The organism is Rhodococcus sp. WY5 (assembly GCF_018588185.1).
Classification (GTDB): domain Bacteria; phylum Actinomycetota; class Actinomycetes; order Mycobacteriales; family Mycobacteriaceae; genus Rhodococcus_F; species Rhodococcus_F qingshengii.
Window position 1 is genome coordinate 226,235 of the sequence record NZ_JAAMPR010000001.1, and the last position, 13,017, is coordinate 239,251.

At 61.6% G+C, this 13,017-nt stretch carries 13 protein-coding genes and 1 pseudogene; 6 read left to right on the forward strand and 8 right to left on the reverse strand.

The genetic code is table 11. The features are described 5' to 3' along the window. The first annotated feature begins 3 nt into the window (after positions 1-3). Positions 4-909, forward strand: a complete 906-nt coding sequence (locus G4D79_RS00970; protein ID WP_099697036.1) for an oxygenase MpaB family protein — start codon at positions 4-6, stop codon at positions 907-909. Positions 910-1,393: 484 nt separating this feature from the next. Continuing rightward, a pseudogene (locus G4D79_RS00975) lies at positions 1,394-1,720 on the forward strand (transglycosylase family protein); the annotation flags it as partial. 302 nt (positions 1,721-2,022) lie between these two features. Here the strand turns inward: G4D79_RS00975 and G4D79_RS00980 are convergent. The 3 genes from G4D79_RS00980 to G4D79_RS00990 are packed head-to-tail and all read right to left on the reverse strand — an operon-like array spanning position 2,023 to position 4,318. Next, on the reverse strand, positions 2,023-2,595 hold the full coding sequence (locus G4D79_RS00980; protein ID WP_235867742.1) for an NUDIX domain-containing protein: 573 nt from the start codon (positions 2,593-2,595) through the stop codon (positions 2,023-2,025). A 23-nt stretch (positions 2,596-2,618) separates the two neighbouring features. Further along, on the reverse strand, positions 2,619-4,040 hold the full coding sequence (locus tag G4D79_RS00985) for an alpha/beta hydrolase (protein ID WP_099697037.1): 1,422 nt from the start codon (positions 4,038-4,040) through the stop codon (positions 2,619-2,621). Between the two features lie 5 nt (positions 4,041-4,045). Next, positions 4,046-4,318, reverse strand: coding sequence for a DUF2277 domain-containing protein (locus tag G4D79_RS00990; RefSeq protein ID WP_003945457.1), 273 nt, complete (start codon positions 4,316-4,318; stop codon positions 4,046-4,048). A gap of 132 nt (positions 4,319-4,450) precedes the next feature. Between G4D79_RS00990 and G4D79_RS00995 the strand changes: the two genes are divergently transcribed. Next, a complete protein-coding gene (locus G4D79_RS00995; RefSeq protein WP_003945620.1) occupies positions 4,451-5,329 on the forward strand; it encodes a bile acid:sodium symporter family protein in 879 nt (292 codons plus the stop codon). Between the two features lie 82 nt (positions 5,330-5,411). Beyond that, positions 5,412-6,422, forward strand: coding sequence for an ABC transporter substrate-binding protein (locus G4D79_RS01000; protein ID WP_058039309.1), 1,011 nt, complete (start codon positions 5,412-5,414; stop codon positions 6,420-6,422). Between the two features lie 47 nt (positions 6,423-6,469). On the opposite strand, the gene G4D79_RS01005 is transcribed toward G4D79_RS01000, so the two are convergent. Continuing rightward, on the reverse strand, positions 6,470-7,057 hold the full coding sequence (locus G4D79_RS01005; RefSeq protein WP_003945528.1) for a TetR/AcrR family transcriptional regulator: 588 nt from the start codon (positions 7,055-7,057) through the stop codon (positions 6,470-6,472). A 96-nt stretch (positions 7,058-7,153) separates the two neighbouring features. On the opposite strand from G4D79_RS01005, the gene G4D79_RS01010 reads away from it, so the two are divergent. Further along, complete coding sequence (locus G4D79_RS01010; protein ID WP_007734205.1) at positions 7,154-8,554, forward strand: cytochrome P450; 1,401 nt, start codon at positions 7,154-7,156, stop codon at positions 8,552-8,554. 97 nt (positions 8,555-8,651) lie between these two features. Further along, a complete protein-coding gene (locus G4D79_RS01015; RefSeq protein WP_020906277.1) occupies positions 8,652-8,969 on the forward strand; it encodes a DUF4333 domain-containing protein in 318 nt (105 codons plus the stop codon). Positions 8,970-9,023: 54 nt separating this feature from the next. On the opposite strand, the gene G4D79_RS01020 is transcribed toward G4D79_RS01015, so the two are convergent. The 4 genes from G4D79_RS01020 to G4D79_RS01035 form a co-directional block, all read right to left on the reverse strand. Next, on the reverse strand, positions 9,024-10,172 hold the full coding sequence (locus G4D79_RS01020; RefSeq protein ID WP_007734192.1) for an acetyl-CoA C-acetyltransferase: 1,149 nt from the start codon (positions 10,170-10,172) through the stop codon (positions 9,024-9,026). An 11-nt stretch (positions 10,173-10,183) separates the two neighbouring features. Continuing rightward, on the reverse strand, positions 10,184-10,855 hold the full coding sequence (locus G4D79_RS01025) for a TetR/AcrR family transcriptional regulator (protein WP_003945807.1): 672 nt from the start codon (positions 10,853-10,855) through the stop codon (positions 10,184-10,186). A 76-nt stretch (positions 10,856-10,931) separates the two neighbouring features. Beyond that, positions 10,932-11,744, reverse strand: a complete 813-nt coding sequence (locus G4D79_RS01030; RefSeq protein ID WP_003945582.1) for an SDR family oxidoreductase — start codon at positions 11,742-11,744, stop codon at positions 10,932-10,934. Further along, the gene (locus G4D79_RS01035; RefSeq protein WP_007734188.1) at positions 11,744-12,973 is read right to left on the reverse strand and encodes an acyl-CoA dehydrogenase family protein; all 1,230 of its coding nucleotides are present in this window, start codon (positions 12,971-12,973) and stop codon (positions 11,744-11,746) included. Before G4D79_RS01035 ends, G4D79_RS01030 begins: the two co-directional genes overlap by 1 nt. Positions 12,974-13,017: the final 44 nt, after the last annotated feature.

Here is a 13,017-nt window from a genome sequence, read left to right on the forward strand (position 1 = left end):
TCCATGCCCACTCACTACCTGGATTCGGAAAAGTCCGAGTCGTCGCTTCGCACCGATCAGACACGCATCACCATCACGGCCGAGCGTAGACGGTGGGCACATAAGCCCGCACACATCACCGACGCACTCGATTTCTGGTCGTTCGCCGGAGCCGCTGCCAACGTCATCCTGCAACTCGGTTGGCCCGAGGTGGCGTACGGCGTCATGGAGAGCAAGGTCGAATCGGGTGCTCTGACAGCGCATCCGTGGAAGCGTGCACGAACCACGACGCAGTACCTGACGGTCGCGATCCTGGGTGACGAGGAAGAGCGAAAGGCTTACCGCGAGGCCGTGAACTCGGTGCACCGACATGTGAAGTCGGATTCAAACAGCCCGGTCAAGTACAACGCCTTCAATCGCGAACTCCAATTATGGGTTGCTGCATGCCTGTTCATCGGTTTCGAGGACAGTCATCAGTTGCTGCACGGCAAGATGTCCGAAGAACAGGCGGAGTCGTTCTACAAGTCCGCGTCAACTTTGGGAACGACGCTGCAGGTCACCGAAGAGATGTGGCCGGCCACACGTGCCGACTTCGAGCGCTACTGGAACCTCGGTTGCGAACGCGTCGTCATCGACGAACGCACCAAGCAGTACCTGATCGACTTGGTCAACCTACAGATGATCGCGTGGCCTATACGCCTGGTGTTCCGAAACTTGTTGCGGTTCCTGACGGTCGGATTCCTTCCACCGATCTACCGCGACCAACTCGATCTCGAGTGGACCGAAGACGACCGCCGCCGGTTCGAACACCTCTTCATTTTCGTGTCGTTCGTCAACAGGTTCATCCCACGCTCCGTTCGTCAGGCCGGCAACACCATTCAGATGCGCGACATTCGCCGCCGGATCAAGGCGAGCAAGAATCTCGTCTGAGCCAGCGGCGTGTTATTCGTTGTCAATTCTGCTGCCCTACAGGTAAATCGGGCCGGTCGGTCGACAACAGATCACGGCTGGACATGGGTTCCAGCACGACTGAAAACCGGGTCGAAAAGCCGACAAACCGGGCTGATTGAGTGTCACATTCGCCGCATATCGACGCCGTCGAGGCACGTTTCAGGTGACTTACATCACATTTTATCTCGTTTATGTAACGCCGGGAGAGGTGGCGTATCGCCATGCGACCTGGGAAAACACTCTTTGATGCATTTCTGTTGCACAAACATGTGTCGACACGCCGACCCGTGACCAATCCGTAATCATCTCTTATGGTTGGTGACAGCCCGATCAACCGGGCATTACCGAATCGCCACCGCCCGTCCCACCCCGCGGTTCGGACTCGACAACATTCCTAGTGGTGGGAGCGGAGCTGAGACGGTCACCGTCCTCCGTCGGCGGGACTCGAGAGGATTTACCGAAAATGACCAAGACCACCGTTACCCGTGCACTTGCCTCTGTCGCCGCAGCCGGAGCCCTCGCAGCCGGAGCCCTCGGATTGAGCGCAGGCACCGCATCCGCAGCCACCCACGACTGGTCGGGTGTCGCAGAATGCGAATCTTCGGGCAACTGGGCCGCGAACACCGGAAACGGCTACTACGGCGGACTCCAGTTCAGCCAGAGCACGTGGGAGGCCTACGGCGGAGCGGGCAGCGCCGCCAACGCCAGCCAGGCAGAACAGGTCCGCGTTGCTGAAAACGTCCTTGCCGGTCAGGGCGCCGGCGCGTGGCCGGTGTGCGGACAGTACCTCCGCTGACCCCAGTTCGAGTAGTGCGTCACTGCCCGGTGTTCGTCGAGAATTCGACGGGCCCCGGGCAGCGTCGCACTAGCGACCTTCATGCCCCGCCTGATCCGGCCCCTCCGCCGCTGCTGTTGAAAGACATTACGGCGGTACGTGATCCGTCGGGATGACGCGGAGCGAGCGAGGTGTACTGACTCGCCTTCCGATCACGCATCAGCCCTCGGAGAGCCATCCACAATTTTTGGGCCGCCCTCGCCAACCGGTTGTGAGAACTGACCGGCGCAGCCGTAGAAGCGTACGGGATGGGGTCCTTACGCACGTAGTGCTCCATAACCCCAGCGTAGCCGTGTTTCGATGCCGAAATGTTCGTTTTCAATCGCTACCTCGCATCCCTCACGGCGACCGAACAAATCGATCCGGTGCACTCGATGGCCCATCCTTGACCAGGCGTGCAAACCGGTCGGGTAAATCGCGTGGCCGAACACTTCTCGACCACTGTGTGACAAGAGGCGGTCAACACTCCACCACTCGAAGTGCTCGACCAGCTCGGCGGCCAGCGCTTCGCGCCCCAACGACCCACAGGGCTCGAATGCGGTCGCCACCGGCACGAGGAAGTAGTCGTTGATCGCACCGCCCCAACCCGGCAATATCGCCGGGTCACGGATCTCCTCATGCCACACATGGGTGGCTGCGCCGTAGTCGCGCAAGCCGATCTCCTCGTCCAATTCGCGCGCGAGCGCCTCGGACGGGGTTTCGTCTCCTTCCAAGCCTCCGCCCGGAGGACACCAGACCGTCAGCCCTCCCCCGGGCGCGATGAATCGGTAAAGCAGAAGACGGGACTGGTCGTCAACGACCAACCCCCTGGCCGAATGCCTCAGACGCATGAGTGCCACTGTAAGCCAGCAGGTCAGGCCATAACGGCCAACTCCGGCAGTCCGGCAACCACAACCGCGAGGTTGTATCCCGACATCCGCAGTTCTCCGTTGTCTCCGGTCCTCGCGTACTCCGCATGCCCGAACGCCCGCTCGTGTTTCACTCCGTCCGGGGTGATCCCCTCGGCCGTGGACAACCGATGGAACTCGGTGCGCGTCGGATCGCCACCGAAACGGCCGAACCCCGCGATACTGTCGCCTTCCGCTTTCATGACGTAGACGTGCCGGTCGGCGATACCGAGGTCCGACTCCACCTTGGCTCGCACCCCGGGTGAACCGTAGAACACCACGTCGTCGACCGCTGCGCTTGCCCCGCGTTGCAGCGCAAGAGAAGTCGCGAGGGATCCGTAGGAGTGGCCCAACGCGGTGATATGGACTCCGTCGTTGACCGACGCGGCACGAAGACCGTGAAAGAAGCTACCCAATGCGTCGGCGGCTATGCCTGCTTTGGACGATCGACTGACGTCGAAGCTGGCCCGACCGATGTCGAACTTTCCCGGCCCGATCACCTGTGGCGCGTCGTATCCGATCCAGGCGATGGTGGCCACGCTTTCCTTTCGGCCGGCCAGTTCGAGTTGCCGCATCGCCGCGGCTCGTAATCGCGTTGCCTCTCCGACCATTCCGCGCATCGAGTCCTTGACGTTGGTGTTCAGTCCGGGAATCGTCACGGAGATGTGATCCGCTGTGTCCGGATCCCCGATCGCAATTGCAGCGAAGCCTCGTTCGCCCGAGCGCATGTCCATGAGCAGTAACCGTCGATCAGGTTCGGCGCGAAACAACTCGTCGAGCGCGTCCAGATCCTCGAGTTTGCGTTCGGCGTACCACTGGCCCGCCCCGGTGTTACTCAGTCTGCCGCCGAAGAACTCGCGGTGAAGTTCTTGCGATATTCGGACTGAATCATCTTGCAGCCGTGCTCGTTCCGATTGAATTCGATCGAGGTTGGCCGGGCTGCGAATCGCAGCAGGAATGCCGTCGAGGTTGGCGATCAGGCCTGGTGCATGACGCAACATCTGACGCTGCCGATCAGGGCTGAACGCTCGCCACTCCTCCCCCACACGCACAGCTTTGTCACGGAGGTCGGTGCCGACCTGAGACCGCAGAGACAACGCATGATGAAGATCCGCGCTGACCAGCAGTGCCTCACCGATCAGTTCTCGAACTGCGACCTCGAGCAACTGGGCGTGCACGTGGAGCGGGTGACCGTCGGCGATGGGCGCAACGGCAGAGACGGTTCCATCCTGACGAATATGCAAGTCGTCGGCGACGGCCTCTTTGCGCAGCGTATCCAGCCGTCGACGGATGTCGCGAACGCGGTGAGCGACCAGAACGCCTTCCAACCCAGCAGACAGTTGATCCAAGGCTTCGACGTCCCATACGTCGATATCTGTGAGATCCACTCGGGTCAGGACGAACGAGCAGCGATCCGAGCCTGTACTTCCGGGCGACGCAACGGAGGGACGGTCTGAGGTGGCTGTCTGCGAGGCGGCAACGCACTGAGCAGGCGCGTCGTCGTTTCGGTCACCTCACGCACCGCCTGTTCGAAGGCGTCTCGGTTCGCGTCGGACACCTTGGCTATTCCGCTCACCTTACGTACGTATTGGCGAGAGGCCGCTTCGATCTCCTCCGGCGTAGCAGCGGGCTCGAGTCCACGAAGTTCAGTGATGTTTCGGCACATAATTCGACGATAACCCTGCTCACCGACGCCGTCACGGTTCGATACATCAATGTATCCAAACTGCCACGCAGATCCGGGCATCACGGTAGTTTCAGTGAAATTCCCCCAGTGACTGGAAGTAGCCACTAACTCATGGACTCTGCACTCACCTCCGTCGGCCTACCCGCCGCACTCGCCATCATCATGTTCGGCCTCGGGCTTTCCTTGACGGTCGGAGATTTTGCCCGCGTGGCAAAAGCGCCGAAAGCCGTCTCGATTGCCCTGATCTGTCAGTTGTTGTTGCTCCCGGCCGCGGCCTTCGGTCTGGTCACGTTGTTCGACCTCGACCCACTGCTCGCTGTCGGCATGATGCTCCTCGCCGCATCACCGGGCGGCACCACGGCAAACCTGTTCAGCCATCTGTTCCGCGGCGATGTCGCTCTCAATGTGACACTCACTGCGGTCAATTCGGTGATAGCGGTGGTCACCCTTCCGCTCATCACCAACTTCGCGTTGGGCTACTTCGAACCCGAGGACGCGGACGGCACCCTCGGACTGCAGTTCACGAAGGTACTTCAGGTCTTTGCCGTCGTACTGATTCCTGTCGCCCTCGGAATGTGGGTTCGATTGCGCTCGAGCGCCTTTGCCGAGCGCATGGACAAGCCCGTCCGCATCGGATCCGCGGTGGTTCTGGCACTGGTGATCGTCGGAACGGTTGTTTCCGAGCGCGAGAACATCGCGGACTATCTCGTCGACATCGGCGTCGTCGCTGCCTTGTTCTGCCTACTGAGCCTCTCGATCGGTTACGTCGTTCCCCGGATATTCGGCATCGAGGATCGTCAGGCCATCGCCAGTTCCATGGAAATCGGCATCCACAACAGCACGTTGGCGATCACCATCGCCGTCAGTCTCCTCGACAACGTGCAATTGGCAGTGCCGGCCGCGGTGTACGGCGTTCTGATGTTCCCGCTCGCTGCAGCCTTCGGCGCCGCCATCACCCGAAAGTCACGGACCATGGCCGAAATCGACTAATATCAGGCGGTTTTCGATATAGGTGATCTGGTATCGCCAACCCTACGATCGATACGGACTCAGACCGAAGGGTATCGAAAAAATGCTGACCAACACACCTACCGTGCCGGACGAACGCGTCTGGCAAGAGCTAGTCGACGCACTTACCCGTCGCCAATTCGGCATCGGAGCCGGGATGGCAGCAGTCGCAACTATTCTGTCGTCCTGCAGTTCCAGCGACGGTTCAGGGGCCGATGATGACGCTCAAATGCGCACCGTCACCACGCCGTTGGGGACCTACGACATACCTACCAACCCCAAGCGGGTCTTGGCCGTCGACGCCCGAACCGACCTCGAGCTCGCCATTGCCCTGGAACTACCGGTGTTCGGATACAACATCTCGCCCGTCACCAAGTGGGTTCCCGCCGACGGCTCGGCCGAATACCTCAGCGACAAGCCCAATCTGGAGCAGATCCTCGGACTCGCACCCGATCTCATCATCTGCGTCAACGCCGACAACGAGTACTGGCCCGCTGCAAAGCTCCAAGCCATCGCTCCTGTCCTGACGACCGAATCGAAGCAGACGTGGCGGGAGAACCTGACCCGGCTCTCCGATTGGCTGGGCCGAACACCCACCATGGATCGCCTGATCACCGACTATGACGCTCTGATCACCGACATTCGCACTCGACACGCTTCCGCGATCGCGGGCAAAACCGTCGCAAGCTTGTCCTACAGTCCGGACAAGGCCACGATCTACATCGACAGCCTGCCCGTGTCGGAGGAAACGGGAAAGAAGAATCGTCAACCCACCGACATGACGCTCGCCGATATCGGCGGAAGAACATTGAACACAACCGGTTTCGACAATCAGGGACGACTGAGCATCGAAGAGATGGATCGTCTGCAAGGCTGCGACGCGTTCATGGTTTCTGTCACAGACAGCAATGACACCACCTTCGAACAACTCTCGGACACCAAGTTGTGGCAAAGACTTCCGGCTGTGCAGGCCGGGAACGTCACCGTTCTGCAAGGAAGTACGTACTACGGGTCCATCTACACCAACATGTACGTCGCCAAGGGCTGGGACGATCTCTATTCGACGCTCGACTGATCAGACTTGTCCGTGGAAATGCCGGCCGCTCCCGCGCGGTCGGCATTTCACGTTTCGAGGTCGATGCCCAACGCTCCGGAGAGGGTCCGCAGACAGATCACTCTCAACTCTTCCTGCGGTATGGAAGGTTGATCGAGCCAGTCGAGGCAGACAGCTCGGACGAACGCGATCCATCCCCGAACTGCAACGGCAGCGAGCTGTCTTCTTTCGCCCTCGAATCCCAGTGCATCGAGGATTCGAATCTGCTGCTGTTCGAGTTCGCGCTCGACAATCGCCCGGATACCGGCCTCGGCCGAGAGCGTCCCGACGTTGATGGCGCGCACTCCCCTGCTGTGCGACTTCACGTACGCGAAGTAGGCGTCCAACCCGGCTGCCACCTGTTCGCGCACCGGTAGCGTCGCATCGGGTGCGGTCACCTCGAGCAGGTGCTGCGATTCGCGCTCGACGATTGCGGCGAAGAAGTCTCGCTTGGTCGGAAAATAGTGGTACATCAACCCGCGCGAGACGCCCGCAATCTCGGCGACCTCTTCGATCCACACATCCTCGTACGAGCGATCGGCAAAAAGTTGCGCGCCGATGTCGAGCAACTGCGTGCGCCGCTGCTCTCGGTCCAGGCGTTTTCGTGGTGCGACCATAGGCAAGTCAGATTACTACTTGACACCGATTCAGTAAGGCGTACTTTGCGTACTAGACATCAATTCAGTAAGCGATCTCACCCCGGGGGACACACAATGAGCGTCGACACCACTCCAGAGGCGACGACCGATGCTCGGATCCCGCATCCGGCGTGGCGCCTGCCGGTCCTCGGGGACGTTCTCGGGATCAATATCCGGACACCGCTGCAGAACTCCGTGAGCATCGGCCGCGAACTCGGCCCGATCTTCGAGAGAAATGTCCTGGGAAATCGCTTCGTCTTCGCCTCGGGCGCGGACATGGTGGCAGAACTGTCCGACGAGTCCCGGTTCGCGAAGCACCTTGCACCTGGAGTCAAAGCACTCCGCGGAATCGGCGGCGACGGCCTGTTCACGGCGTACAACCACGAACCCAACTGGGGCAAGGCGCACAATCTCCTGGCACCGGCGTTCAGCCAGACTGCGATGCGCTCGTACCACCGCACCATGCTCGACGTGGCCGGCGAGTTGGTCGACCATTGGGACAGTCGTGAAAGTGACTCCCCCATCGACGTCTCCGCAGACATGACCAAGCTGACGCTGGAGACCATCGGACGCACTGGATTCAGCTACTCGTTCGACTCCTTCGAACGTGAAGAACAGCATCCGTTCGTCAAGGCAATGGTCGGCGCACTCTCCCATTCGCAGCGCACGACGTTCCTGAAGTCGACCGCCCTCGGGCGAGTGCTCGCACGTCGCGCCGATCAACGTGACGAGGTCCGCAAGGCGTACATGGCCGAGGTTGTGGACGAAGTTATCCGTGCCCGGCGGACAAGTACCGAACCGGGGCCCGAAGATCTTCTCGAACTGATGCTGCGGGCGGCACGCGAGAACGATCCCAACCGTATCGACGAACTGAACATCCGCCATCAGGTCGTGACCTTCCTCGTCGCCGGACACGAAACGACTTCCGGCGCATTGTCGTTCGCGCTGTACTACCTGTCACGAAACCCTGACGTGCTGGCCAAGGCGCAAGCCGAGGTCGACAAGGTATGGGAGGGCGAGGAGCCCGCCTTCGAGAAGATCGCGAAACTTCGATACGTACGACGCGTCCTCGACGAATCATTGCGTCTGTGGCCGACCGCTCCCGCCTACGGGCGCGCGGCGCTCGAAGACACGACGCTCGTCGGCAAGTATCCGATGAAGAAGGGCGATTGGATGCTCGTGCTCATCCCGTCACTTCATCGTGATCCGGTGTGGGGCAACGATCCCGAGGCGTTCGATCCGGATCGCTTCCTGCCTGCCAACATCAAAGCCAGGCCGGCGCACGTGTACAAGCCGTTCGGAACAGGTGAACGCGCCTGCATCGGAAGACAATTCGCTATTCACGAAGCGGTCCTCGTGTTGGGCACCATCTTGCAGAAATACACGATCGAGGCCGATCCGGACTACGAGTTGAAGGTAGCCGAACGGCTCACCCTGATGCCCGAAGGCTTCAACTTGACGGTCCGCCGACGCTGACCTCGCAAAACTGCGTCGCGCAACTCGGTTGAACAGTCCCGAATGCGGTAATCCCTGAGGTGGCAGCAGCGAGCACCGGCGCACCCTGGGAGTTCACATGACAAAGAGGCCTGCAGTGGGAATCGTCTTACTCTCGGCGGCATTGGCCACGGGAGCTTGCTCGGCAAGCGTCGGGACGCCGCAAGTGGACAAGTCCGAAGTCGCAAGTCAGATCTCCACTCAACTAGCCGAGAAGATCGGCGAGCCACCCGACGACGTGACGTGTCCGGAGAACCTCGACGCCGAAGTCGGCGCATCGATCACGTGCATCCTGACCGAGCAGGGCACCGAATACGACGTCACAGCTACCGTGACCAGCGTTGACGGTGAAAGTGCGAACTTCGACATCAAGGTCGCGGATGTGCCGAACAACTAACTGCTGTGCGCCTTTATTAACCGCCGGGGGTTAATAAAGGCGCACAGCAAGGCGTCAGAGCCGCTCGATAATCGTCGCGTTCGCGGTGCCGCCACCTTCACAGATGGTCAGCAGGCCGTAACGACCGCCGGTGCGCTCGAGTTCGTTGAGCAGGGTTGCCATCAGCTTGGTGCCGGTCGCGCCGAGCGGGTGACCGAGTGCGATCGCGCCGCCGTTGACGTTGACCTTGGCCGGATCTGCGCCGATTTCCTTGATCCAGGCCAGGACGACCGGGGCAAAAGCTTCGTTGATCTCGACGATGTCGATGTCGTCGATGCTCAGGCCGGCCTTCGCGAGAGCATGCTTCGTGGCCGGGATCGGCGCACTGAGCATGAAGATCGGGTCGTCGCCGCGTGCGCTGAGGTGATGAATCCGGGCGCGGGGCTTGAGGTTGTACTTCTCCACCGCTTCCGCCGACGCCAGCAGCAGCGCACTCGCACCGTCGGAGATCTGGCTGGCCACTGCTGCGGTCATGCGTCCGTCTTCGACGAGAACCTTGAGCGTCGCCATCTTTTCGAGGCTGGTCTCGCGGGGTCCTTCGTCGACGGTCGCGTCGCCCATGGCGACGATCTCGTTGTCGAAACGACCCGCGGCGATTGCAGCCTTGGCGCGCTCATGGCTCTGCAGGGCCCACTTCTCGAGCTCTTCGCGGCTGATGTCCCACTTCTCGGCGATCATTTCGGCGCCCTTGAACTGCGAGACCTCTTGGTCACCGTAGCGCTCGGTCCAACCGACCGAACCCGAAGTCGGCGTGTCGAATCCGTACTGCTGACCGACGATCATCGCTGCCGAGATCGGAATCTGGCTCATGTTCTGAACGCCGCCGGCAACGATCAGATCCGCGGTGCCCGACAGGATGGCCTGAGCGCCGAAGTGCACTGCCTGCTGGCTCGAACCACACTGACGGTCGACGGTCACCCCGGGAACGTGCTCCGGGAATCCCGCTGCGAGCCAGGACATACGGGCGATGTTGCCGGCCTGGCCGCCGATGGCGTCGACGCAACCGAAGATCACGTCGTCGACGTCACTGGGGTCGATACCGGTGCGCTCGACCAGTGCCTTGACGACGTGCGCACCGAGATCGATGGGGTGCACGCCGGACAGCGCGCCGCCCCTCTTGCCGATCGGTGTGCGAATGGCGTCGACGATGTAAACCTCGGACATAGCGTTAGCTCCTAGTTTCGTTGTGCAGCAATAGTTCTTGAAGTTGATTCAGCAATAGCGTCTGAAGTTGTGGCCGGATCGGAGAGCCCGTCGAGCACGATCGCGAGATATTGAGCCGCGACGGCGTGCGCCGAGAGGGATCCACCCGGGCGGTACCAGCGAACCGCGACCCACACGGTGTCGCGCATGAAGCGGAAGACCAATTCGACGTCGATGTCGGAGCGGAAGGTCCCGTCCGCGACGCCGGCTTCGAGGACGCCGACCCACAGGTCCCGGAATTCGGTGTTGCGCTCGGCCAGGTAAGCGAAGCGCTCGTTCCCGACGAGGTGCTTGACCTCGTCCTGGTAGATCGCCACAGCCGAATGTGAGGCGTCGATGGCCTCGTACGACGTCACGACCAGTGCTTCGAGCGTCGCGCGACTGTCCAACCCCGCCGCGACGATCTCGCGGTATTTTCCGAAGAGTTCGTCGAGGAACTGGTGCAGGATCTCGTCGACCATCGACTCCTTGGAATCGAAATGGTGATACAGGCTGCCGGACAGGATCCCGGCGGCGTCGGCGATGTCGCGGACGGTCGTCGCGCGCACTCCGCGATCGGCGAAGAGCCCCGCCGCGATCTCGAGCAGCTCGTCGCGGCGCCCGGACTTGCCGTTTGATTCGTCGGAATTTCGAGGTGGCGTCATGTATTCAATCCTATCCAGGGCCTTCCCCTGTGCGCGGTCAGCGAGTCCAGGGACTCCTTAACCGCGCACGGGGACGCTAGGCCCTCTGCGAAGAAACGGAGACGATCTCGCCGGTCATGTAGGTGGAGTAATCGCTGGCGAGCATCGCGATGACCGTTGCGATCTCCCAGACCTCCGCGGCGCGGCCGTAGGCCTCACCGGAAGCCAACTGGTCGAGCAGTTCCTCACTGGTGACCTTCGCCAGGAACGCGTGACGCGCAATGGAAGGCGAGACCGCGTTGATACGGACTCCGTACTCCGCTGCTTCGATGGCGCTGCACCGAGTCAGCGCCATGACGCCGGCCTTGGCTGCGGCGTAGTGCGCCTGGGAATGCTGCGCGCGCCAACCGAGAACGGACGCGTTGTTCACCAGAACACCGCCGTGGGGAACGCTCTTGAAGTACCGCAGGGCTGCGCGCGTCGAACGGAAGGTGCTGTTGAGGGTGATGTCGAGAACGCGATCCCACTGATCGTCCGTCATGTCGACGACGGGAGTTTCGCCGCCAAGGCCCGCGTTGTTGACGACGATGTCGATACGTCCCAACTTCTCGGCCGCGCCGACGAACAACGCGTCGACCTGCTCGGTGCTCGATACATCGCAGATGATCGATTCGACCTGCTGACCGGGGAATTCGGCCTTCAGCTTCTCCACCGTCTCACCGAGTCGACGCTCGTGGAAGTCGGAGACGAGAACGTCGCCGCCCTCGAGAAGCACCCTGCGCGCAGTGGAGAAACCGATGCCGGTTCCGGCTGCGGCGGTGATGATCGCCTTCTTGCCCGCGAGCAGACCGTGGCCCGGGGTTTCCTCCGGCGCAACGGAAAGCGGGGACGCGGCTTTGGTGTCAGACATTAACGAGCCTCTCGAGGAAGACCGAGCACGCGCTCGGAAATGATGTTGCGCTGAATTTCGTTGGAGCCGCCGTAAATCGTGTCGGCGCGGGTGAAGAGGAAGAGGCGTTGCCATTCGTCGAGCTCGAGGTGCTCGGGATCGGTGATGTCCGAGGCATTGCCTTCGGAATCCGCCCACGGTGCAACCAACGACGACGCACCCTGCACGTCCATCGCCAGCTGTCCCAGATCACGATGCCAGTTGGCCCACAACAGTTTTGCGACGGACGCTTCTCCGCCACCGGTTCCGGCGTCGACCGCGTCGAGAGTGCGCATCGCGTGGGCGCGCATCACGCGCAGTCCGACCCACGCGCGGGCGATCTTTTCGCGAATGTGCGGATCCTGGTCACTGCCATTGGCTTTCGCCAGGTCGACGACGCCTTGGAGCTCGCGGGCAAATCCGATCTGCTGTCCGAGCGTGGATACACCGCGCTCGAAGGTGAGCAGCCCCATCGCGATCTTCCAGCCCTCGCCGGGTTCCCCGACCACCAGATCGGCATCGGTGACGGCGTCGTCGAAGAAGACCTCGTTGAACTCCGATGTGCCGGTGAGCTGCTGAATGGGCCGAACTGTCACACCGGGCTGATCCAACGGGACAAGCAGGAAGCTCAACCCCTGGTGACGCTTGGAGCCCACCTCGGTGCGGCAGACCACGAAGCACCACTGCGCGACGTGAGCCAGTGAGGTCCACACCTTCTGGCCGTTGATGATCCACTTGCCGTCTTCGAGGCGTGCGGTCGTGGAGACGTTCGCGAGGTCGGAACCGGCGCCGGGCTCGGAGTAGCCCTGCGACCACAGTTCACTGACCGTGTTGATGCCAGGAAGGAATCGGCGCTTCTGCTCGTCGGTGCCGTACGCGATCAGCGTCGGGCCGAGCAGCTCTTCACCGATGTGGCTGACGCGAGCGGGCGCACCGGCCTTCGCGTACTCCTGATGGAAGATGACCTGCTGGGAGATGCTTGCTCCCCGCCCGCCGAACTCCTTCGGCCACCCGAGGCACGTCCACCCCGACGCTGCGAGGTGCTTGTCCCACTCGAGTCGTTGCTCGAAGAACTCGTGCTCACTGCCGGGGCCGCCCTTACCCTTGAGCTGGGCGAATTTGCCCGTCAAGTTCTCGGCCAACCACTGCGCGACCGTGGCCGCAAACTCGTCGTCCGTCATCTGCCCGTCCGGGCTCTCGCTCTGGTCCACATATGTAAGATAACCTACCAAGCACTTGCTAGGTAGCGTGTCAG